This is a genomic window from Archangium violaceum (genome assembly GCF_016887565.1).
Classification (GTDB): Bacteria; Myxococcota; Myxococcia; order Myxococcales; family Myxococcaceae; genus Archangium; species Archangium violaceum_B.
Genome location: NZ_CP069396.1, coordinates 9,611,015 through 9,630,529 on the forward strand (window position 1 = coordinate 9,611,015; position 19,515 = coordinate 9,630,529).

24 protein-coding genes and 2 pseudogenes are annotated in these 19,515 nt (G+C 65.9%); 20 read left to right on the forward strand and 6 right to left on the reverse strand.

The window, feature by feature from the left end; all coding sequences use genetic code 11:
- Positions 1 to 16 precede the first annotated feature (16 nt).
- On the reverse strand, positions 17 to 2,161 hold the full coding sequence (locus tag JRI60_RS38245) for a serine/threonine protein kinase (RefSeq protein ID WP_204220967.1): 2,145 nt from the start codon (positions 2,159 to 2,161) through the stop codon (positions 17 to 19).
- Between the two features lie 109 nt (positions 2,162 to 2,270).
- Between JRI60_RS38245 and JRI60_RS38250 the strand changes: the two genes are divergently transcribed.
- The 8 genes and pseudogenes from JRI60_RS38250 (at position 2,271) to JRI60_RS38280 (ending at position 8,466) form a co-directional block, all read left to right on the forward strand.
- The gene (locus JRI60_RS38250) at positions 2,271 to 2,522 is read left to right on the forward strand and encodes a hypothetical protein (protein WP_204220968.1); all 252 of its coding nucleotides are present in this window, start codon (positions 2,271 to 2,273) and stop codon (positions 2,520 to 2,522) included.
- A 68-nt stretch (positions 2,523 to 2,590) separates the two neighbouring features.
- A pseudogene (locus JRI60_RS38255) lies at positions 2,591 to 2,731 on the forward strand (ATP-binding protein); the annotation flags it as partial.
- Positions 2,732 to 2,911: 180 nt separating this feature from the next.
- The gene (gene sitA5 / locus JRI60_RS38260) at positions 2,912 to 4,369 is read left to right on the forward strand and encodes a SitA5 family polymorphic toxin (protein WP_204220969.1); all 1,458 of its coding nucleotides are present in this window, start codon (positions 2,912 to 2,914) and stop codon (positions 4,367 to 4,369) included.
- Entirely contained in the window at positions 4,369 to 4,725 is a 357-nt protein-coding gene (locus JRI60_RS38265; protein WP_204220970.1) for a DUF2019 domain-containing protein, read from the forward strand. Before sitA5 ends, JRI60_RS38265 begins: the two co-directional genes overlap by 1 nt.
- Before the next feature lie 400 nt (positions 4,726 to 5,125).
- Positions 5,126 to 6,055, forward strand: coding sequence for a serine hydrolase domain-containing protein (locus tag JRI60_RS38270; RefSeq protein WP_204220971.1), 930 nt, complete (start codon positions 5,126 to 5,128; stop codon positions 6,053 to 6,055).
- A gap of 178 nt (positions 6,056 to 6,233) precedes the next feature.
- The gene (locus JRI60_RS38275) at positions 6,234 to 6,935 is read left to right on the forward strand and encodes a DUF6766 family protein (RefSeq protein ID WP_239469964.1); all 702 of its coding nucleotides are present in this window, start codon (positions 6,234 to 6,236) and stop codon (positions 6,933 to 6,935) included.
- A gap of 140 nt (positions 6,936 to 7,075) precedes the next feature.
- Positions 7,076 to 7,377 (forward strand): annotated as a pseudogene (locus tag JRI60_RS55200) (hypothetical protein); the annotation flags it as partial.
- 90 nt (positions 7,378 to 7,467) lie between these two features.
- The gene (locus JRI60_RS38280; protein ID WP_239470884.1) at positions 7,468 to 8,466 is read left to right on the forward strand and encodes a DUF6119 family protein; all 999 of its coding nucleotides are present in this window, start codon (positions 7,468 to 7,470) and stop codon (positions 8,464 to 8,466) included.
- A gap of 24 nt (positions 8,467 to 8,490) precedes the next feature.
- On the opposite strand, the gene JRI60_RS38285 is transcribed toward JRI60_RS38280, so the two are convergent.
- From JRI60_RS38285 to JRI60_RS38295, 3 genes are all read right to left on the reverse strand, one after another.
- On the reverse strand, positions 8,491 to 8,601 hold the full coding sequence (locus JRI60_RS38285; protein WP_204220973.1) for a hypothetical protein: 111 nt from the start codon (positions 8,599 to 8,601) through the stop codon (positions 8,491 to 8,493).
- Positions 8,602 to 8,674: 73 nt separating this feature from the next.
- Positions 8,675 to 8,866 (reverse strand): hypothetical protein, encoded by a 192-nt coding sequence (locus JRI60_RS38290; RefSeq protein ID WP_204220974.1) that lies wholly within the window; start codon positions 8,864 to 8,866, stop codon positions 8,675 to 8,677.
- A 90-nt stretch (positions 8,867 to 8,956) separates the two neighbouring features.
- Positions 8,957 to 10,180, reverse strand: a complete 1,224-nt coding sequence (locus tag JRI60_RS38295; RefSeq protein ID WP_204220975.1) for a hypothetical protein — start codon at positions 10,178 to 10,180, stop codon at positions 8,957 to 8,959.
- Between the two features lie 709 nt (positions 10,181 to 10,889).
- Between JRI60_RS38295 and JRI60_RS38300 the strand changes: the two genes are divergently transcribed.
- From JRI60_RS38300 to gvpJ, 10 genes are all read left to right on the forward strand, one after another.
- Positions 10,890 to 12,575 (forward strand): ATP-dependent nuclease, encoded by a 1,686-nt coding sequence (locus JRI60_RS38300; protein WP_204220976.1) that lies wholly within the window; start codon positions 10,890 to 10,892, stop codon positions 12,573 to 12,575.
- A gap of 56 nt (positions 12,576 to 12,631) precedes the next feature.
- Positions 12,632 to 12,871, forward strand: a complete 240-nt coding sequence (locus JRI60_RS38305) for a DUF2378 family protein (protein WP_204220977.1) — start codon at positions 12,632 to 12,634, stop codon at positions 12,869 to 12,871.
- Between the two features lie 297 nt (positions 12,872 to 13,168).
- Complete coding sequence (locus tag JRI60_RS38310; protein ID WP_204220978.1) at positions 13,169 to 13,984, forward strand: GvpL/GvpF family gas vesicle protein; 816 nt, start codon at positions 13,169 to 13,171, stop codon at positions 13,982 to 13,984.
- Positions 13,977 to 14,693, forward strand: a complete 717-nt coding sequence (locus JRI60_RS38315; protein ID WP_204220979.1) for a GvpL/GvpF family gas vesicle protein — start codon at positions 13,977 to 13,979, stop codon at positions 14,691 to 14,693. Before JRI60_RS38310 ends, JRI60_RS38315 begins: the two co-directional genes overlap by 8 nt.
- 159 nt (positions 14,694 to 14,852) lie before the next feature.
- Positions 14,853 to 15,155 (forward strand): gas vesicle structural protein GvpA, encoded by a 303-nt coding sequence (gvpA, locus tag JRI60_RS55205; RefSeq protein WP_204220980.1) that lies wholly within the window; start codon positions 14,853 to 14,855, stop codon positions 15,153 to 15,155.
- A 39-nt stretch (positions 15,156 to 15,194) separates the two neighbouring features.
- Entirely contained in the window at positions 15,195 to 15,962 is a 768-nt protein-coding gene (locus JRI60_RS38325; RefSeq protein ID WP_204220981.1) for a GvpL/GvpF family gas vesicle protein, read from the forward strand.
- A gap of 2 nt (positions 15,963 to 15,964) precedes the next feature.
- Positions 15,965 to 16,207: a gas vesicle protein GvpG gene (locus JRI60_RS38330; RefSeq protein WP_204220982.1), complete on the forward strand. Its 243-nt coding sequence runs from the start codon at positions 15,965 to 15,967 to the stop codon at positions 16,205 to 16,207.
- A 2-nt stretch (positions 16,208 to 16,209) separates the two neighbouring features.
- The gene (locus tag JRI60_RS38335) at positions 16,210 to 16,428 is read left to right on the forward strand and encodes a gas vesicle protein (RefSeq protein ID WP_204220983.1); all 219 of its coding nucleotides are present in this window, start codon (positions 16,210 to 16,212) and stop codon (positions 16,426 to 16,428) included.
- A complete protein-coding gene (locus tag JRI60_RS38340; RefSeq protein WP_204220984.1) occupies positions 16,425 to 16,745 on the forward strand; it encodes a gas vesicle protein K in 321 nt (106 codons plus the stop codon). Before JRI60_RS38335 ends, JRI60_RS38340 begins: the two co-directional genes overlap by 4 nt.
- Before the next feature lie 9 nt (positions 16,746 to 16,754).
- Positions 16,755 to 17,069 (forward strand): gas vesicle protein GvpJ, encoded by a 315-nt coding sequence (gene gvpJ / locus JRI60_RS38345; protein ID WP_204220985.1) that lies wholly within the window; start codon positions 16,755 to 16,757, stop codon positions 17,067 to 17,069.
- Between the two features lie 36 nt (positions 17,070 to 17,105).
- On the opposite strand, the gene JRI60_RS38350 is transcribed toward gvpJ, so the two are convergent.
- Positions 17,106 to 17,906, reverse strand: a complete 801-nt coding sequence (locus JRI60_RS38350; RefSeq protein ID WP_239469966.1) for a lipin/Ned1/Smp2 family protein — start codon at positions 17,904 to 17,906, stop codon at positions 17,106 to 17,108.
- A 530-nt stretch (positions 17,907 to 18,436) separates the two neighbouring features.
- Here JRI60_RS38350 and JRI60_RS38355 point away from each other — a divergent pair.
- Positions 18,437 to 18,682: a glutathione S-transferase family protein gene (locus JRI60_RS38355; RefSeq protein ID WP_204220987.1), complete on the forward strand. Its 246-nt coding sequence runs from the start codon at positions 18,437 to 18,439 to the stop codon at positions 18,680 to 18,682.
- Positions 18,683 to 18,793: 111 nt separating this feature from the next.
- Entirely contained in the window at positions 18,794 to 19,192 is a 399-nt protein-coding gene (locus tag JRI60_RS38360; protein WP_204220988.1) for a VOC family protein, read from the forward strand.
- An 18-nt stretch (positions 19,193 to 19,210) separates the two neighbouring features.
- On the opposite strand, the gene JRI60_RS38365 is transcribed toward JRI60_RS38360, so the two are convergent.
- Positions 19,211 to 19,507, reverse strand: coding sequence for a GNAT family N-acetyltransferase (locus JRI60_RS38365; RefSeq protein WP_204220989.1), 297 nt, complete (start codon positions 19,505 to 19,507; stop codon positions 19,211 to 19,213).
- Positions 19,508 to 19,515 lie beyond the last annotated feature (8 nt).

Consider the following 19,515-nt stretch of genomic DNA (forward strand, 5'->3'; position numbering starts at 1 on the left):
TCCGCAGCCGGACCCTCTACTCGAAACGCTCCACTGGAATGACGCCTTCTGAGTCTGAAATCAGCGCGGTACCCGGCTTCTCGCCCGGCTTCACGTCGTCGCCACCAACCCCTACGTAGCGGCCCCGGTCAACGAGCACCATGCAGATGGGGTACGTGTGCCCATCCGGCGTGTGGAGTTGGGTGAAGCGGCCGTAGATGCGGTCCGTGCCGAAGAAAAGCTCTCCGGAGATCATGGAATCTGCGGGCAGCTTCCCGATGGGCTCAATCTCCATCGTGGTGCCTGGCCCCTCGCGAACGGGAACGAAAGTCTCGCTCTCGTCCTGGTTGGGGAACATAGCCCACAGATTCCTTCCGATGCGCAGGCCCAGCTCCTCCATGGTCCGCAAGGAGCCAGGTGGGCACTCGGTGGGAGCGGGCAGAGGCCGCACCTGGACGGCTGTGGTGGAAGTGGGGCCGGGGCAGCCAGCGGCAAGGGTACAGCCGAGGAGGGCCGCCCCCGCCTTCGCGGCCGCGGAGCCCGTGCTCTTGGGTTGCTGCTGCGGGGTATCCTGGGGAGCCTTACGAAGTGTCCTCACGCGAATGTCCTGGGAGTGCGTCGCGCTGGCGACGGGCGCGGGGGTTGCCGCCCCTTCAGGCGCCGCGCCGCCGTCACCTTCCGGCCGGCGCCACGGGGGCGCCACTTCCTGGCCACCCGGCTCCAGGGTGATGGGGTGAAACTCCGGCGGTAGGACGGCTAGGGGTGTCCCTACTGGTGGGGTCACGAGACCGAAGGTGCGCGGAGGCGGGCGCGCGGCGAACCACACGCCCAGGCCCAGCACCAGCACCGCACTGGCCACCAGGAGCACCCGTCGCGCGCGCACGGAGGGCACGTCCGGGGTACGCGGTCGCTGCGACTGCTCGGCCTTGGCCAGTTCCGAGGCCGACGAACGCGCCGTGCCCTCGGACGAGGCTGGAGGCGAGGTCACCAGCGGAGCGGGCGGCACGGTCTCCCTCGTGGCCTCCTCGCCCGAGAGCGGAACCTCCAGTGCCTCGAGCCCGAGCGGCACTTCTTCAGGCTCGCCCTGGGTGGACACATCCTCCGGCGGACGCTGCTTGCCCCTCACGAGCCTCGGCTCGTAGGAGGCCAGGCGCGCATAGAGCGCCTGCAGGTCCGCACCTTCCCTCCACATGTCCTCCTGCCACGCGGTGGTGGCGTTGTCCGGGCCCCACGCCTCGCACAGCGGCACCTTCCATGCCTCGTCCGCCTGCTTCACTGCCTCCTCCAGCGCCGCCTCCACCGCCCGCGCGTCCGCGTACCTCTCCCCGGGCTGCTTGCGCAGCATGCGCCAGCACACCTCCCCCAGCGTCCTGGGCACCCGAGGGTTGAGCTCGTGCGGCACCCTCGGCTCCTCGTGCAGGATGGCGTGTACCAGCTCACCCTCGCTTCCCCGGAAGGGCAGCCCGCCGGTGAGCAGCTGGTAGAGCTCCACTCCCAGCGCCCAGAGGTCATCTCCTGGGCTGGCGCGGGAGTCCTCCTCACCGCGCCAGGAGCGCCACACCCGGGGGCTGAGATAGGGCCAGGTGCCTGGGGGCACGGGCCCCGTCACCCTGGGCGCGTCCTCGTACGTGGCCACCCCGAAGTCCACCAGCACCAACTGGCGCTCGCCGTACACCAGCAGGTTGGACCCCTTCACATCGCGGTGGACGACTCCGGCCGCGTGCACCGCTCCCAGCAACCGCGCGGCCTGGCGCACCAGGTCCGCCACCTCGAGCGCGTTGGGGTTGTGCTCCCGGGCCCAGGCGTCCAGCGACAGCCCGCGCACATAGGGCGTGACGAGGAAGAGGAAGCGGGGCTCGAGGGCGGGCCACTCGCCGTGTCCCACCAACGGCAACCCTCCCGCGCACCACAGCTTCACCATGACGTCCAGCTCACGCCGGGCCCAGGACGCAGCATGGGGCCGGGAGATGAACTTCACCGCGAAGAGCTGGTCCTCGCGCCGGGCGCGGAACACGGTGCCCTGGCCGCCGCTGCCCAGGGTCGCCTCCAGCCGGTAGCCGGCCACCTCCATTCCCACCTGGGGCAGGTGCTGCTCCGGCGCGTCGTGCCGCCGAGGCGGATGCGGCGGCAGCTGCCGCCGGGCTCCCTCATGTCCTGGCCGGGAAGGCTGGGCTCCGTTCATGCACTGCACCTCCGAGGTGAGGCAGCGTAACATGACCGCTGGAGACCAGTAGCCATGCGCGGGTGCCTACCGGACGAAATGAGCGGAGCTGCTGTCGCTCGTCGACGGCATGGCCCGGAACGAGTCCGAGCGCGGCTACATCGAGCGCTACGCGGCGCGGACGCGCGAGCTGCTCGAAAGCACGGATGCCATTCACTCGTGCTTCGCCGACTACGGCGCCCAACACGTCACCTCGAATGGCCCCGACATGGGCACGAGCACAACCCAGAGCACCGTCTTGCGCGATGCCATCGATGCCTTCTACCGGCGACCCTGCACACCTCAGCGGCGCATCGAGGCACCCATTGCCGGCGCGCCGTGAGCCCGCGGATCCGGAGCGCCGCGCCGCCCTGCTGTACCAGAGGGCGTTGGCATACTCCCAAGGACTGTCACGCTGTCATCGGCGACGCCACCCTGGCCGACGCCATCCTCGACCGGCTGGTGCACAACGCCCATCGCCTCAAGCTCACGGGCGACTCGGTGCGCCGTCCGGAAGGGAATTTGACCCGGGCCAAGAAGGGGGCGAAGTGAACCCCGGCCAACGTCGCTGACGCTCCGACTGTTCCACATGGCCGGAACGGGTGTTCCACTTCGCCGGAATACGCATTCGGCACCTCACCAGACCAAACGGCTTGACCCAGCTATCAGCCGTTTTCTGTAATCGGCGGGTTTGGCTTCCAACTCGGGCGGCTCGCCCGGAGAGGTGCGTAAATGTCCAGGGATGCCGTCGATACTCGCCCCGTGGACACACGGCGGCCCTTGCGCATGGGGGCGCTGGCCCTGGCGGCGTTGATGCTGGTTACAGCGTGCGCCACAGGGGCCCCCTCCGGCGGAGGGCTGACGGCGTACCGTTCCAGCCTGCCCACTCCCGAGGGCTCCTCCGAGGCGTGGACGCTGGGGGCGGAAGCCGACGAAGAAGACACAGGCGACGGCGAAGCCATCTTTTCCACCCTGCCCACGGACTTTCAGCCGGTGAGGGTCAGTGACTCCGAGCTTAGGGCCGCTCTGGCAACGTTTTGGCTCGAAGTCCCGCTGCGGGTGTCCACCTCATGCCCCCCGTTGTACGTCGGCCGGAAGCTGGCGCTAGCGTCCGCGCCTTTGAGCGGCGAAGCGTGGCAATCAGACCTGGCGCAGTCCTATGGACGATTTTGCGAGCGGCGCGGTACTCCTGGCAATTGTCTGACTTTGTTTGATGACGGACCCCGCCTGCAAGCTGACGATAAGCGCAGCATTGCCCTTGCCCTGGCGGTGGGGCCCGCCCTGGAAGGAGTGGACGCGGAAGTGCGGGCCATGCTCAACCCTACGCGGGTGCTGGCTACTCTCAGCTTCACGATCACAGCCTATATGGCTCTATTGCTTGCCCCCGAGCCCGTCACGAAAGGCGTTGCGCTCGCGTTCTCCGTGCTCATGTGGGGCTATCTCGGATGGGAATTCTTCGATCTGCTGCGAGCCTATGCGCAGCTTTACGAAGATGCGCCGCAAGCTTCTAGCTTTGCGGAATTGCGGGAGGTGGGTGACAGGTTCGGAAGAGTCATCGGCCCCAATAGCGTGCGAATTCTCGTCATGGTGGCGACGGCGGCGATAGGGGAAACGGCGGCGCTCATGTCGAAAGGGCCGAAGCTGCCGGGCTTCGGGCAAGCCTCGCGCACGGTCGAGGCAAACACCGGGCTTCGCCTGATGGATGCGGCAGCCGGTGCCGAGCGAGTCATTGTTTCCGTGAACGAGGGCACGATTCGCATTGTCCTACCAGTCAATGCCGTGTCCATGACTGCGCGGAACGGAGGAGGCGCGCGCCCTGCGCTCAAACCCAATGAGCCCACGAAAGGCGGCAGACTTCTCACAAGTGGTTATCGTGCCTTCAAGTCGTTCAGAGCCTTCAAACGTCACATGGGCAAGGCAGGCAAAGGGCTGGAATGGCATCATCTTGTCGAAAAGCACAAATTCAACCTCAAGCGTTTCGGCGCCGAGGCTCTTCATAACACTGAGAATATTATTCCACTAAACAAGGATCTGCATACAGAGGTCAGTGCATTCTATTCCTCAAAGAGGCCCAATATCACAAGCTCATATGGCTTGACCGTACGAGAGTGGATAAGAACTCAAAGTCATGAGAAGCAGCGCTCGTTTGCGCTGCTTGTCATAGAAAAGATCAGAACTGGGGAGTGGTGATGGCGAAGGAGCTAGAAAGGATTGTGGAGGAATTTGCGGAGAACGTGGCCGCGCAGACGGAAGCGATAAGGAGAGGAGACGCAAAGACGGGCAACAAGCACGCTAGTCGTTATATATCTGCGCTCAAGAAGCTGCGGTTGGAAGGTGATGCCGGACGTGATGCGCTCGCCGTTCTGCTCAAGCATCCTCGCGCGGATGTACGGGTCAGTGCTGCTGCGTTCTTGCTGCGTTATCGAACGGCAGAAGCAAAAGCAGTGCTGGAGGCAGCCGCCACCGGGGGCGGTGTTGCGGCCATTGATGCGATCATGGCCCTGAAACATTGGGAGGAAGGCACCTGGAACTTGGATCCCGGGTGATGCCCGAAGCACGGGCCGGTCGCGGACAGGGCCCGGCAGCAGAAGCTCGGGGCGATGGATGCTACCGGGGGGCCCGGCATTAGTGGCTAGGGGCATCGGCGCCAGAAGTTAGCCCGAGGGGCGGAGTGCTCGCCGCTCATCGCCCGGCGAGGGGTCCAAGGGGACCAAAGGGAGAATGGGTGGGTCCTCTGGGTCCCGACTGGAGGCGGAGCCACCCCTTGCGGCTTCGATTCCCGCCGCTTCCAACGATAGGCCGTGTACGGTTGCACCAACCGTGGCCCCGGCAACGCGCGGTCACTCGGGAGGTCGTATGCGACGTCGAGACGTCTTGGCTGGAGCGGCGCTACTCGCGACGGGATTTGCACCGTCGCGTCTTCGTGCGAGTACCGCTTCGGGTCGGTTGCAATCGCTCCTCGAACGCTGGGATCAGGACGAGCATCCTGACCTGCACGGAGTCGTCGTTCGCGTCAATGGGGCCGTGGTGGCCGAACGGCACTATCACGGCGCGGACCCACAGGCGCTGCACGATATCCGGTCGGCTGGGAAGAGCATCACCTCGCTCCTGGTCGGTGCCGCGCGCGATCGCGGACTCCTGGGCGCACTGGATGAGCAGCTCGAACGCTACTGGCCACGGGCGCGTGGCAGCGCGCTCGGTCGGGCCTCGCTCGCGGCTCTGCTGACCATGCGCTCCGGCCTGGCTGCGAACGACCAGGAGCCCGACTCGCCCGGCAACGAAGACCGGATGGATGCGGCAAGCGATCCGGTTGCCTTCCTGCTCGGCATTCCCGCCGTCGACCGACCCGGCACGCGCTACGTCTACAACTCGCTGACGGCCTATGCGGTCGGGTTGCTGCTGGAACACACGATGGGGAAAAGCCTGCTGGCATTCGCGCGCGAAGCGCTGTTCGAGCCGCTGGGAATCCAACGCGTCGACTGGGCCAGCGACGCAGCCGGCCATACCAAGGGACAGGGCAACCTGTCCTTGACCACTGGCGATCTCGCCCGGATCGGGCAGGCTCTTCTCGATGGCGGCCAATGGCAAGGGCGGCGGATTCTCTCCTCGAGCTGGATCAAGACGAGCATGCAAGCCCTCGTCCCAATCGGCCCGGTCGACCCATATGCCGACTCCTACGGCTATTTCTGGTACACGAAAACACACCAGCTGAAGCGCGGGACGGAGACAGTGCGGTTCGCGTCGGGCAATGGCGGCAACAAGCTCTATCTCGTCCCATCCCGGCGCATGGTCGTGGCGATCACCTCGCGTGCCTACGGGCACGGCTATGGACAACGCCGCTCCGAGGCGATTCTGAAGGCGCTCCTGTCCGCCTGAGCCCGGACGTGCGCCCCCAAGCATCCGGTGCTCCTCTGCCATGGCGATGGCCTTTCCCCAGGTGCAACAGCCCTGAAGGATGAGATGCAGGGCGATCACCCAGACAAGGACCGGCCGCGCTCCTGCGAGCAAGCGAGCCCTCGTTGCTCCTGATCCTCGCGATGCGCATCTGTCACACATGCGCGACACCCACGCACCAGCCTCCCGGGGCTTGCGCAAGGTGCTCCAGGAGAATGGTCTGACCCTCGTCCTGTTCGGACTCTTCCTCCTGTGCTGGCTCGGCCAGAGTCTGTCGGGCCTATACGCCTACAACGAGGAGCAGCGCGAGCACGGGCAGCCTCCGGTGAGCTACGGCCAGTTCCTCCGCTCCGGTGAGTTCATGGAGAGTACCTTCGAGAACTGGGAGAGCGAGTTCCTCCAGATGGCGGCCTATGTCGCCCTCGTGGCTGTCTTCAAGCAGAAGGGCTCGGGTGAATCGAAGAAGCTCCCCAACGAGGGGGAGAACGAGGTGGACAAGGATCCGCGGGAAGAGCTCCGCCCGGACTCGCCCGGCCCCGTGCACCGTGGCGGGCTCGCGCTCAAGATCTACTCCAATTCCCTCAGCCTGGCGCTGGCCGGCCTCTTCCTCTTCTCCTTCGTCATGCACGCGGTGGGTGGGCTGCGGCTCTACAACGAGGAGCAGCTCCAGCACGGCCAGCCAGCCTTCACTTTCTGGGGCTACGTGACGAGCGCCCGCTTCTGGTTCGAGTCCTTCCAGAACTGGCAGAGCGAGTTCATGTCCATCGGCGTGCTCGTCCTCCTCTCCATCTTCCTGCGGCAGAAGGGCTCGCCCGAGTCGAAGCCTGTCCACGCGCCGCACCGCGAGAGCGGAGGAGCGTGACGCATGGGAGGACGGGTGCGAGCCGTCCCGTTCTCCGACCCCCTCCTGTGAGCTCGATCGCCCACTCGCCCGGCTTCGTCTCGCCCGGCAGTACCCGTTGAGAGGTACAGACTGTTCCGTGACCGTGGTGCATCTTGCACATGGTCAATGACGAAGAAATCACTCCGCCAAGGCGGAAAAGCCAAGACCCGGCACCTGACCTTGCTGCTCATCCGCGAGGAGATCACGTCACCCGAGGCGGCGCTCAAGGAGCCCCAAACCTCGAGACGCTCGCGCTCCCGGCGGACTTCGAGTTCGCGGGCAGCCTTCATCTCTTGAAGCCGCCGCCCAAGGAGCCACGCTGGGCCCCCTTCCTCAGAGAGGGCTTCGCGGAGGACGTTCAGTTCGCCCTGAGCGCGACCGCAGCCGCGGTGCTCGTCGTCCAAGCGGGCGCACGGCTGTTCGCGGTGACCTTCGGACAGGGGCGCCACCTGCTCCATCCCGATGCCTTCGAGATCGACTTCGGCTTGAAGGTCACGTTGAACTCGGTGGGCTGGCCAGGCGGCTCACGGGCCGTGACGCGCTCTCCTTCATTGGCCCCCTGGCGTTCTCGGACCTGGGGCGCAAGTGCGAGAGCCTCCTCGTGCAGTACGGGGGCGCTCAGTACAAGGAGCAATTCTCCTGGGTGGACAACATCCGCATGGTCCGGGACGGCAAGACCTTCGGTGAGCTCAACGAGAAGCTGGTGCACCAGCTCAACAACCGCGACACGGGGAAGATCCACCTCGCGCCCCCCGAGGTCATCGACTGGGAGACGGTGAGTTTCCTCTACCCGGGACAAGCCTCCCGTCCAGACGAGGCGCATCCGGATCTCCATGAAGACGGGTTCTTCCACCCCGAGCGATGGTCCATCTACAACTGCCTCGTCGCGGAGCTGGCGAAAACAGACGCGCTCTACATCCTGTCGGCGGGCCAATGGTTCAAGATCGAGAAGACCTTCGCCGCCCAGATCCTCGAGAATACGAAGACGCTCGTGAGGGAGATCGACCATCTCCCCGCCGCCCAGGCCGGTGAAGACGAAGGGACCTACAATACGAACGCCGCGAACGCCTCCAAGAACCTGGTCCTCCTGGACAGGGACAACAAGAAGGCCAAGGGAGCGCGCACGGCCATCGAGCCCTGTGACCTGTTCTCCAACAGCTGTCAGTTCATCCACGTCAAACGCAAGCTGCGCTCGTCCTCGCTGAGCCACCTGTTCGCACAGGGAGTTGTCTCGGCGGAGACCTTCCTGAGCGACGAGAAGTTCAGGAAGGACGTCAAGAAGGCGGTCGAGAAGAAGAACCCGGCGCTGGCCCAACTCCTCGGGAATCCCAAAGACAGGCCAGACCCCAATCAGTATGAGGTCGTCTTCGCGGTCATCGCTCCGCCCACCAAGGAGAAGTGGCCCCAGGCCCTTCCGTTCTTCAGCCAGCTCAATCTCGATCGGACGGCCACCCGCCTGAAGCTCCTCGGGTTCCGAGTCGCTCTGCACCGGATCGACGAGAGAGCGTAGCGTGGACACCCTGCACGACCGACCTCACCGCTTCATCAGGACTCGGGCCATGATCGCTTTCCGCCCCTGGGTTTCCGCCTTGTCGTAGATGTTGCGCACGTGCACCTTCACCGTCCCTGGCGTACATCCGGCCAACTGCGCGATCTCCTTGTCCGACTTTCATCACCCGCTGAGCGATGCGGAGGCATGAGGCGGGCTTCGGCCTGTCTCACATCAGCTTGGGGATGGCGGGCTCGGCCTGCTCGGGCCCCATGACCGCACGGAGCACGCGGGCTCCGATGAGCGTGGCGCCTCCAGTGACGATGGCGACCTTGTCCTTCAGGCGGCCCGGCGGGCGCAGTCTGCCCCGGCATGCGGCATGGGAGAAGCCACCCAACACCGCGCCGCACCCGACCCGCACGGATAGGATCTGGCGGTTCGTCGTGAAGCTTCATGGTCCCGAGATCGCCGAGGAGGCGCGGGGCTTCGGCTCCTACCCGGAAGTGCTGGGTCACTGGAAGCGCCAGACGTGAACCTGGGTCTCGCCCCAGTCCACCGGACCCACCTTCCCAGGCGAGAACGGGTTGCGGGAATACTCGACCCAAGCCACCACGGGCAGCCCGCGCGGGTCCACGGCGAGCGCCCACTCGCCCAGCTTCGTCTCGCCCGGCAGCGCCTGAAGTGGCCCGCCCACGAGCTGCCATGCCTGTCCATCCCAGGTGTGAATCTCGAGCCGGTCTTCCCGCGCGAAGAGCAGGAAGACGCGGGACCCGAGCGCCGCGAGCACCGGCTCGCTCCTGGGTCCAGCCTCGAGGATACCCTCCCACCGCGCCCCCGAGGGGCGCCGGACCTGATTCAGCACGCGGGAGTCCTCCCCCTCGTACTGGGTCCACGTGAGGTAGGGGACATCCGCACCATCGAGCACGAGCGCGGGCGAATAGGAGTCGCCCTTCGAGGGCATGTCCTCGCTGGCGACGCCTCCTCCCACCGGCAGCCACCGGGTGCCATCCCACTGCCGCACGTGGATGCGGCTGATGAACTCCCGCATGGCCGACTCCTCCCAGGCCACGACGGGCAAGCCCCGGGAGTCCACGGCGAGGCTGGGACGAATTCCATTGGAGCCATCCCCGCGCACCCCATCCGGGTACGCGCTGAGCCGCTCCCCCACCCGCTGCCAGGACTGTCCATCCCACTGGCTCACGTGGATGCCAAGGGAGGGCTCGTCCGGGCCGATCTCGCCCCATGCCACCACGGGCTCTCCGGAACAGTTGAAGGCGAGGGACGCGCTGCTGACCTCCGTCAGCCGATTGTTGGCCGCCTGGAGTCCGAGCCCCAGAACCGACCAGAATCGACCCTCCCAGCGGCGGAGCCGGACCGTGCTCGTCGAGTGCCCGGTCGCCTCGATCAGGGCCATCACCGGACGGCCCTGGGGATCGACCGCGAAGACGGGGCGGCCAGGCGGGCTGAAGGTCGACGCGGGCAAGGGGAACACGGAAGTCGCCGCCTGCGACCACACGTTGCCCTCCGCGCGCCGGAAGAAGTAGCCCCACACCGCGCCATTGTCCTCGCCCCACGAGACGATGGGCGCTCCCGTTGGATCCACCGCCAGCCCCAGCCGGGCCTGCGGCGTATTGGGCTCGGGATTGGCCTCCAGCGCGGGGCCCACGGGCACCCAGGAGCGGGGTTGCCCCTGCTCATTGGTGAACAGGGGCGCGGGCTGTGCCGGCCGTGGCATGCAGCCAGCCGACTGTGGCGGCGGCTGTGGCGGTGGGGGTTCACCCAGTGAAGAGGGAGGCGACGCCTCCAATCGCGTGGGAGACACCTCCGTCCCACCGCCGCATGCCGCCAGAATGAAAAGAGCCGCCCACCCACTCCGTCCGCCAACGCACCTCATCCCGTCCCCCAGAGCGCCCGCCGCGCCAAAGGTAGAGATGAAAACGCTGCGAGCAAGGCCGGCACCAGAACGCCTGGGAGGTTTACGTTCATGAGCGCACCTCTTGAAGCGGTACTTTCTCGCTGCTCGTGCGAGCCCGCGCCCGGTGAAGTGGCAGGCCCCTCATGCGTTCCTCTTCGGGTTCGCCATCACCTCCCGGGCGGTGTCCATGAAGGCCCGGAAGGCGGGGCCTCTCGGGTGTGCCCAACGGAGTACCTGATGCCGAAGACTTCCGCGTATGCGGCTCCTTCCGCGACGACATGGTCGACTCCTGCCGCGACTGAGCTTCGTGCCGGGACAACGTCGAGCAGTTCTGCGAGAAGGGCACCGCCTTCACCTACAACGGCACCGAGATGGCGGATGATGCGGGGTGACGTCTGATCTCGACGGGCGTTGCCTCGGAGGGCACGTCGAGGCGCCAGAGCGTGCCCTGAGGCCATGCCCGCGGACGCAGGAGAGCCGTATCCTTCGACTCTTGAGGTAGCATCATGGCCGCACGGAGGGGTGAGCCATGATCGAATCCCTGGAGCTCCAGTTCGGAAACAGCCCCGATTCCGAACCCCTTCGGTTCGAACCCGGGCCAGTGACTGTCTTCATCGGACCGAACAACTCGGGCAAAAGCCTGCTGCTCCGCGAGCTCACTCAGTTTCTGGGCGTCCTTCCGAGGTTCCAGTCCCGACAAGCCCCCAAGGTACTCAAGAACCTGTCCATCAAGAGCCCAGGCTCCGCCCAGGCACTCAGAACGGCTTTGATGGCACTGGGCGGCTACGAGGAGCAAGGTCATATCATCCTGCCCTTTCGCCTCGAACACGATCACCAGCTGCGTTCGAGTGTCGGCAAGGATCCGCGGGTCATCGGTCCACAACTCCTCGACGAGAAGCATGCCGATCCCAGCTTCCTCCTGGACGTACTCGGCTCCACATCCTTCGTCGCGCTCGATGGCGTGAAGCGTCTGTCGCTCGTGGAGCCCCAACGCACCGAGGATCTCTCACAACCACCACAGAGCGCGGTCCAGGCCCTCTTCGTCGACGACACTTCTCGCGAGCGGTTACGCAAGCTGACGCACGAGGCATTCGGCCTCCATGCCGTGATCGACCCGACGGCGATGCGGCATTTCCATATTCGCCTCTCGAAGAGAGCCCCCTCGGATGCGGATGAGGAGACAGCCCTGGGCGTCCGCGCCAGGGAGTTCTACCGGGACGCCATCGACATCCAGGACATGAGCGATGGAGTCAAAGCGTATACCGGGCTCCTGGTGGCGTTATTGAGCCGTCAGTATCGCATCATCACCATTGACGAGCCGGAGGCATTCCTCCACCCGGCCCTCTCCAGGCGTTTGGGGGTCGAGCTCTCGCGCCTGGCCGCGGAACGGCAAGCCAATGTCTTCGTTTCCACGCACAGCGCGGACTTCCTGATGGGCTGCATCGAGTCCGGACATCCTGTTCAGATCGTACGGCTGACCTACCAGGGTGGACTCGCGACGGCCATGCACCTCCCGAGCAGTACGCTCTCGAGTTTGATGAGGAATCCGCTCCTCAGGACCACCCATGTGCTCTCCGCGCTGTTTCACGTGGGAGCAGTCGTGACCGAGTCCGAAGCGGACCGGGCCTTCTACGACGAGATCAATCACCGCCTGTGGAGCACGGATGGTTCAGGCATCTCCGGCGCGAGCTTCCTCTTCGCGCAGAACAAGCAGACGGCCCACATGATCGTCCGCCCTCTTCGACAGCTCGGCATTCCCGCTGTGGCGATCGTCGACATGGACTTCATCAAGGACGGGGGAAGGAACTTCACCCAACTCCTCGAAGCAGCAGGCGTCCCCACCGATTGGCATCAGCCACTGGGAAGCGCACGCGTCAAGATCAAGAACGCCTTGGACGCGGCCAATCCCTCCTGGAAGACTCAAGGTGGCCTCTCCGTCCTGAGTGGCGCCGAGGCGCGGACGTGCCGGGACTTCCTGGAGCATCTGGCGGAATATGGCCTCTTCATCGTCCCGGGTGGTGAGCTCGAAAGCTGGCTCCCCCAACTGGGTGCCAATCGGTCGAAGCATTCATGGCTCTATGAGATCTTCGAAGAGATGGGCTCGGATCCCACGCAACCCGCTTACGTCAAACCCTCGGAGGGAGATGTCTGGACCTTCATGCGCGGGATCGCCAGCTGGCTCCAGAATCCCCATCGAAAAGGAATGTCCTCCTGAAGCAGGTGGAGGACGGGAGACGGATGAGCCATGGAAACGCGTGAGGTAGTGTGGAGATGTCGACGGCCTCCACCCGGGCCGTCACCACCTATGGGACCCGGAGGGTCGAGGTGCTCGGCCCCACCTCCGCCCGCCTCGTCTTCCGGCGCGAGCTGATGGGTCCGCTGTGGATTCGCGGCATCTTCACGAAGAGCTTCCAGGCGCTCTCCGGGCTCGCCTCCGTGTCGGCCACGGTGGAGCGCTACCGCGAGCCTGGCGTGGACTTCGACCTCGTCTTCACCTGGCGGTTGCTCTGACTCGACGACACGCCCGATTCAGGCTTCGCGGGTCGCGCACATGCGCATACCTGTCCACGCGAGAGTCCATGGTCGGGCGCGCAGATGCGCGATGAAGCGCCAGTTCCGCTTTCAGCTGATCGCCGACTTGCCGTTCGGAATCGATGACAAGCGTCCTGCTTCCCGTGGGGTCCGGGTTGGAGCTCAGTCGGTTCGAGCCGAACTGACATCCCCGTCCCGGACGTGTCGGAGGTGCGTGCGACAGTCCGGGGCACCATGAATGAAAGGGATGCTGCCTATACGGAGGGCCCCACTGTCATGGGGCTCTACGTCTTCTGTTTCGCGCGAGCGGACGCCGCCGGGTCGACATCGGGCCGGGGACTCGCGGAAGACTCGCCGCTCCTCGCGCGAGTGCACGAGGACATCGCGGCCATCTGCTGTGAGGTGCCGCTCCACGAATGGACGGGCGAGGCGGGCGAGGACCACCTGAAGGACTTGGGCTGGCTCGGGCCTCGCGCCATGCGTCACGAGGAGGTCATCGAGCAGACGATGCGCGCCTCGCCGGTGCTGCCGTTGCGCTTCGGCTGCCTGTTCTCATCGGCGGAGCGGCTCGAGGAGCTGCTGCGGCGGGAACGGACACGAATCAAGGCCTTCATCGAGAAGGCGGAGCACGAGGAGGAGTGGTCGCTCCAGGGCTCCGTGCATCTCCAGGCCTGCGAAGAAGTCCTGTTCACCGCCGATCCGCGCACGGCGAAGCTGCCGGCATCGCCCGGGGCACGCTATCTGCTGGAGCAGAAGCTGCGAAAAGACGCGGCCCGAGCGGCGCAGGTCTGGCTCCAGGAGGCCCAGACGACGATCGCGCAAGCGCTCGCGGGGCTGGTGCTCGCGCGGCGCGTCCTGCGGCCTCCTTCGCACGGCCCGCGGGAGCCCGCGTTGGAAGGGGCTTTTCATTGGGCACTCCTTGTCCCGCGCGGCGCGGAGGAGGAGCTCGTCAGGCGCCTCGGACCGCTGGCGGAGCAACTGTCCGCGCACGGCCTGCACCTGTCCGCGCGAGGGCCCTGGCCGGCCTACAACTTCGCGCCACGCCTCGGGGAGGAGCCGGGCGGCACGCCCGAGGAACAGACGCATGGCTGAGAGCGACGCGGGGCTGCTGCTCTATTGCATCACGGGCGCGTCCTCGACGTCGCCGGTCGAAGGGACTGGGGTGCGAGGCGGTGGGCTCCGGAACATCGTGCACGGCGGGCTCGCGGCCGTGGTCTCGCCCCTCGAGGAGCGCGAGTGGGTCGCGACCCCCACCACGGCGGAGCTGCTCGAGTACGAACGCATCATCCATTCGTGGCACGCCATCGCCGATGTCCTGCCGATGCGCTTCGGGAGCGTGCTCCCGGACGAAGCGGCGGTGCGAGCGCACCTCGACGAGCACCGGGCCACCTATCCGCGCGCGCTCGAGCGTGTCTCCGGCTGCGTGGAGATGGGAGTACGGGCACTGCTCCCCACGCCTCCCCCGCCCTCCGCGCCAGTGGAGCCCGTCAAGCCGATGAGCCGCTCGGGCGCCAGTTACCTCGAGGCCCTGCGGCACCGCTATTCCGCCGAGAATCGGCTGAAAGACGACTGCGCGGCACTGGAACGGGCCGTACTCACGAAGGTGGCGCCGCTGTGCAGGGAGCACCGTGCGGAGCTCTCGCGCCCGCGCCCGGGTGAGCCCGCGCTCTGCTCGCTGTACTTCCTCGTGCCGCGCGACCGGGTGCCCGCGTTTCGCGCCGCGTTGTCACCGGACTCCGGCGAGTTGCCCGCGAAGCTCGCGCTGAGCGGGCCATGGCCTCCCTTCAATTTCGTGGCATGAGGCCGGAGTACATGTCGGACTGTTCTGTTCAATGACAAACATGTCGGACACTCCTGCTACTCGTGAAGGCAAGCATGGACGGGAAAGCCAGACAGGCGCGCCGCGCTTGCGAAAGCTCCACCTGGACAGGCTCAACCGAGGTGACACGAGGAGGCAGCAATGGCGAACATTCAGAAATCGACGGATTCGTCCAGCCTGGCGGAAGTGGTCAGCATCATCCTCGACAAGGGAATCGTCATCGATGTGTGGGCCACGGTGTCGCTGGTCGGCATCCAGCTGCTGGCGGTGGAAGCGCGTGTCGTCATCGCCTCGGTCGAGACGTACCTGAAGTACGCGGCGGCGATCGGTCTGACCGGCGGCAGCCAGGCGGCCCAGTCGCTCAAGAACGCGGCCCTGCCGGTGGCGACGGGCGTGGCCATGCCGGCCATGCCGGGCGCGGCGATTCCCGCGCCCGCCCTGTAACCAGACGAGCCTGAGCACGACACACGAGGAGCCAGGGACATGACGAACGTTCAGGCAGGGGGCACGTATCTCTATGCCGTTCTCGCCGGCCCGGAGGGACTCGGCCAGGCTGGGGCGATCGGCATCGAGGGCGGCGAGGTCTACTGCGTCACCGTGGGGGACATCGCCGCGGCGGTGAGCCGGGTGAGCCGTGCACGCCTCCGGCCTGAGCGCAAGCACCTCCTCACGCATCAGGCCGTCCTGCGGCACTTGATGGAGCGAGGCACCGTGCTGCCGGCCGCGTTCGGACTCGTCGCCCGGAACGACGAGGACGTGCGCGGCCGGCTGCTCGAGAACCATGCGGTGTTCAAGGAGCAGCTCGAGCACGTCGCGGGCAAGGTGGAGATGGGGCTCAAGGTGAGCTGGAGCGCTCCGGACCTCTTCGGCTACTTCGTCGAGACCCACCCGGAGCTCGGCGCCATCCGCGACCGGATGAAGGGCCGTCACGACCTCCACCGCGAGGAGCTGCTCGCCGTGGGGAAGCTGTTCGAGGACATCCGCGAGACGGATCGGCAGGCACACTCCGAGCGCGTGATGGCGGTGCTCGGGGAGCACGGCATCGAGCTGAAGTGGAACCCGCCCCGAGGAGATCGCGAGGTGATGAATCTCTCGTGTCTCGTGCCGCGCGAGGGATTGGGTGCCTTCGAGAAGGTGATCGAAACCGCCGCGGTGGGCTTCGATGACCATTTCACGTTCGAGTTCCACGGACCGTGGGCTCCCCACAGCTTCACGGAGCTGAAGCCCACGCATGGCTCCACGGGGGAGTGACGATGCTGCTCATCGACGACATCCTGCTCGCGCCGCTCCATGGCCTGCTCTGGGTCGCCAGGAAGGTCGACGACGCCCTGGGTCAGGAGCAGGAGAAGGAAAAAGTGGAGCTCGAGACGCGGCTGCGGGAGCTGTATCTGCGGCTCGAATCCGGACAGCTCGGGGAGCAGGAGTTCGAGGCCCAGGAAGCGGAGCTGCTGGATCGGCTCGACGCCATCCTCGCGCCCGACGAGGAGGAGCGGTGACGATGGAACGGGAATCCGAGTCCATTTCGCTCTGTGAGGCGCTCGACCGGGTGCTCCACAAGGGCGTGGCGCTGCGAGGTGACATCGTGTTGTCGGTGGCGGATGTGGACCTCGTCTACCTCGGCCTGCAGCTCATCTTGTGCTCGACGGATACGGCGCGGCGGGTGGGGCTCGTTCCCCCCTCACCTCTCAAACCCCTCTTCGGTGGAGGAGGGAAATGACCGGCGAGGAAAGGGAGCTCGAGACGGCGCTGCGCGGGCAGCTCACCCGGCCCGCGCGGCGGCTCTCGCTCGACGAAGGCACGCTGAAGAACGGGCTCGGGCAGCTGGTGCTCACCCTGGTCAAGCTGCTGCACGAGCTGCTGGAGAAGCAGGCCATCCGCCGCATGGAGGGCAACACCCTGAGTGACGAGGAGATCGAGCGCCTCGGGACGGCGCTGATGCGTCAGGCGGAGGAGATCGAGCGGCTCCGGGTGGAGTTCGGGCTCACGGAGGAGGACCTGAACCTCGACCTGGGCCCGCTCGGCAAGCTGCTGTGAGGAGGAGACATGTCGACTCAGCACATCGTCCAGAGCCCCCGGAGCGCGACGCTCGCGGACGTATTGGATCGCGTCCTCGACAAGGGACTGGTGGTCGCGGGTGATATCAAGATCAAGCTGCTGGACATCGAGCTGCTCACCATCCAGGTGCGTCTGGTGGTGTGCTCGGTGGACAAGGCCGCCGCGATGGGGATGGATTTCTGGAGGAACGATCCGCATCTGTCGCCCCGGTTGGCCGCGACGAGCGAGCCCGAGGGACTCGCTCGCCGGGTGGCGGAGCTGGAAGCGGTGGTGGCGAAGCTGGACGGGGGACGGGACCCGTAGCGCCCGTTGCCTTGCCGCCGGAGTTGCCTGGCTCGACTACCGAGGGGTGCAGGTGGCGTCGGGCGTGGAGGCCACGACCGAGAGCAGGTGCTGGAGGTAGTCGTCGCGGAGGGGCATGGTGCCCTCGGCGCCCGCGTTCTCGCCGATGATATAGGTTTCGGACTTGGGCAGGCCCACGGCCGCATAGGCGCCGATGTCCGTGGTCGCGTTCCCGTACACGCGGACGATGTCGAGCCCGACATCCTCGAGCAGGTAGGTGAGGTAGTCGGTCTTGTACTGCTCGGTGTCCGGGGGGATGGGACCCTCCCCGTAGGGGTTGGTGTGCACGTGCCCGTCGACAAGGCCCTGGTAGTCGATCCACTGGCGCGTGTCCTTGCCAACCCAGTAGGGGCGGCCCGTGAGATAGATGATCTGGTAGCCCTTGTCGGCGTAGCTGTTCACCACGTCGACCGCATGCGGATAGGCCTGGGCCGTGCTGCAGCCGAGGTAGTCGCCGACCATCTCGAAGTCATTGAGGGTCAAGGTGCCGTCGATGTCGAACAGGACGGTCTGGCGGCCCGGCTCGACCACGGAGACGAAGCCGGTGGCGGAGCTGAGATCGCCCTCGACGATCATCGTCACCCGGTACTCGCCCACCGGGCGGGTGATGGGGACGAAGATCTTGCCATCGGAATCCGTGCGGAACTCACCGACATACTGCCAGCCCGGCGAATTCGTTCCCATGATGTAGACGTGGACGTCCTCATCCTCGAGGTCCTTGTGCAGGACGCTGCTGTAGTCGAACTTGCCCACGACGATGGCCTGGGTCCCCACGGGCACGATCTGATCATGCACCATGTGGTAGGGCGGATAGGACCAGGAGAGGATCTGGCTACCCGTGTGTCGGAAGCTCCGACGCGCCGGTCCCTGGAGCGTGGGTGGATTCGCGACCGAGCCATAATCCGGGCACGTCAGCTGCGCGAAGGCGGACGCGGGAACCGCACACAGAATCAAGACTGACAGCGCGACGAGTCGAGCAACGGTCCGTATCAAGGTGGCCTCCTTGGCCAAGGGGGGACCGCCTTATATAGCATCTCCTTCATCGGCGCCTTCCTTGCCGCTGTCTCAGGCGCTGCGCTCACCTCCTCCGCTCCCGCTTGCGGGAACTGCGTTGCTCTTCTGCCCTGTCGAAGAACGTGCCCAATGTTCGCGAAGCCGGAGGAAGGGTCGCTCAATCGTGAGGTGCAGCAACGCAGAAGCCCCAAGGAGGCAGGCAACAAAAGCAAGCACTGTCGTCAGATACATGCAGTAAGTGATTGCCGCGAGCCAACGCGCGCCCGGCAATCGCCCGATTGATCGCGCTCCGGTGTTCGAGGCCGCGAAAACAATTGACCCCCCGGAGGGCGCGCGGCGCCGCCGACCTGGCCCAGGCCGCCACGGTGCTGGACAAGCACCTGGCCAACCGCCGTTGGCTGGTGGGCGAAGCCGTGACCCTGGCCGACTACGCGGTGGCGGCGCCGCTGATGTACCGCGAGCGGACGCGCCTGCCGCTGGACGACTACCCGCATCTGCTGGCGTGGTTCGACCGTGTGCGAGAACTGCCGGCGTGGCGCAACAGCGAAGCGGTCTGGTGAGCGCCATCGCAGCGAAAATCTTTTTTCGCGCGCTTGTCGATTTCATGCGTCATCATTCGTCGTCCGGATGCAGGACCCGTTATTCAACTCACCTTTCGACATGGGGACGTCATGAACAAGCAGATCATCTTCAACCTGCCGGTCAAGGACCTGGACAAATCCAAGGCCTTCTTTTCCGCTCTCGGCTTCAGCTTCAATCCAAAATTCAGCAACGAGAGCGCGGCATTCATGGTCATCGTGGATGGCAGCATTCATGCCATGCTGACGACCGAAGCGTTCTTCAAGACCCTCATCGACAAGCCCATCGTGCAGGCGAAGGAGGCCAACGAGGTCGTCATCTGCCTGAGCTGCGAGAGCCGGGAAGAAGTGGACAGACTGATCGCCAAGGCCGTCGCCGCCGGCGGCCGTACTCCGCATCCGCCCGAGGACAGCGGCTTCATGTATGACCAGGGCTTCGAGGACCTCGACGGCCACCTGTGGAACCTGGTCTGGAGCGCGCCGCAGGCCTGATGCGGCCGGCCGGGCTGCTCAGCGCTCGTCCCAGGAGCGCCTGAGCAGCCCGTAGTTCACGGTGTCGGCCATCTCGCCGTGCACGATCCAGCGCTCGGGCATATAGCCTTCCTTCCTGAACCCCAGCTTTTCCAGCACCCGCGCCGAGCCGATGTCGCGCGGGTCGATGTCGGCCTCGATGCGGTTCAGGTTCAGGGCGTCGAAGCCATGGCGGATCGCCGCGCGCAGCGCTTCGGTCGCACAACCTTCACCCCAGTGGCGGCTGGCGAGCGCGTAGCCGATCTCGCAGCGGCGGTTCTGCTCGAAGAAATCCATCGCCCTGC

Coding starts and splice junctions, on each gene's coding strand:
- JRI60_RS38245 (WP_204220967.1), bottom strand. CDS start 2,161: ATGAACGGAGCCCAGCCTTCCCGGCCAGGACATGAGGGAGCCCGGCGG.
- JRI60_RS38250 (WP_204220968.1), top strand. CDS start 2,271: ATGGCCCGGAACGAGTCCGAGCGCGGCTACATCGAGCGCTACGCGGCG.
- sitA5 (WP_204220969.1), top strand. CDS start 2,912: ATGTCCAGGGATGCCGTCGATACTCGCCCCGTGGACACACGGCGGCCC.
- JRI60_RS38265 (WP_204220970.1), top strand. CDS start 4,369: ATGGCGAAGGAGCTAGAAAGGATTGTGGAGGAATTTGCGGAGAACGTG.
- JRI60_RS38275 (WP_239469964.1), top strand. CDS start 6,234: ATGCGCGACACCCACGCACCAGCCTCCCGGGGCTTGCGCAAGGTGCTC.
- JRI60_RS38295 (WP_204220975.1), bottom strand. CDS start 10,180: ATGCCACGGCCGGCACAGCCCGCGCCCCTGTTCACCAATGAGCAGGGG.
- JRI60_RS38300 (WP_204220976.1), top strand. CDS start 10,890: ATGATCGAATCCCTGGAGCTCCAGTTCGGAAACAGCCCCGATTCCGAA.
- JRI60_RS38305 (WP_204220977.1), top strand. CDS start 12,632: ATGTCGACGGCCTCCACCCGGGCCGTCACCACCTATGGGACCCGGAGG.
- JRI60_RS38310 (WP_204220978.1), top strand. CDS start 13,169: ATGGGGCTCTACGTCTTCTGTTTCGCGCGAGCGGACGCCGCCGGGTCG.
- JRI60_RS38315 (WP_204220979.1), top strand. CDS start 13,977: ATGGCTGAGAGCGACGCGGGGCTGCTGCTCTATTGCATCACGGGCGCG.
- gvpA (WP_204220980.1), top strand. CDS start 14,853: ATGGCGAACATTCAGAAATCGACGGATTCGTCCAGCCTGGCGGAAGTG.
- JRI60_RS38325 (WP_204220981.1), top strand. CDS start 15,195: ATGACGAACGTTCAGGCAGGGGGCACGTATCTCTATGCCGTTCTCGCC.
- JRI60_RS38330 (WP_204220982.1), top strand. CDS start 15,965: ATGCTGCTCATCGACGACATCCTGCTCGCGCCGCTCCATGGCCTGCTC.
- JRI60_RS38335 (WP_204220983.1), top strand. CDS start 16,210: ATGGAACGGGAATCCGAGTCCATTTCGCTCTGTGAGGCGCTCGACCGG.
- JRI60_RS38340 (WP_204220984.1), top strand. CDS start 16,425: ATGACCGGCGAGGAAAGGGAGCTCGAGACGGCGCTGCGCGGGCAGCTC.
- gvpJ (WP_204220985.1), top strand. CDS start 16,755: ATGTCGACTCAGCACATCGTCCAGAGCCCCCGGAGCGCGACGCTCGCG.
- JRI60_RS38350 (WP_239469966.1), bottom strand. CDS start 17,906: ATGGTGCATGATCAGATCGTGCCCGTGGGGACCCAGGCCATCGTCGTG.
- JRI60_RS38360 (WP_204220988.1), top strand. CDS start 18,794: ATGAACAAGCAGATCATCTTCAACCTGCCGGTCAAGGACCTGGACAAA.
- JRI60_RS38365 (WP_204220989.1), bottom strand. CDS start 19,507: ATGGATTTCTTCGAGCAGAACCGCCGCTGCGAGATCGGCTACGCGCTC.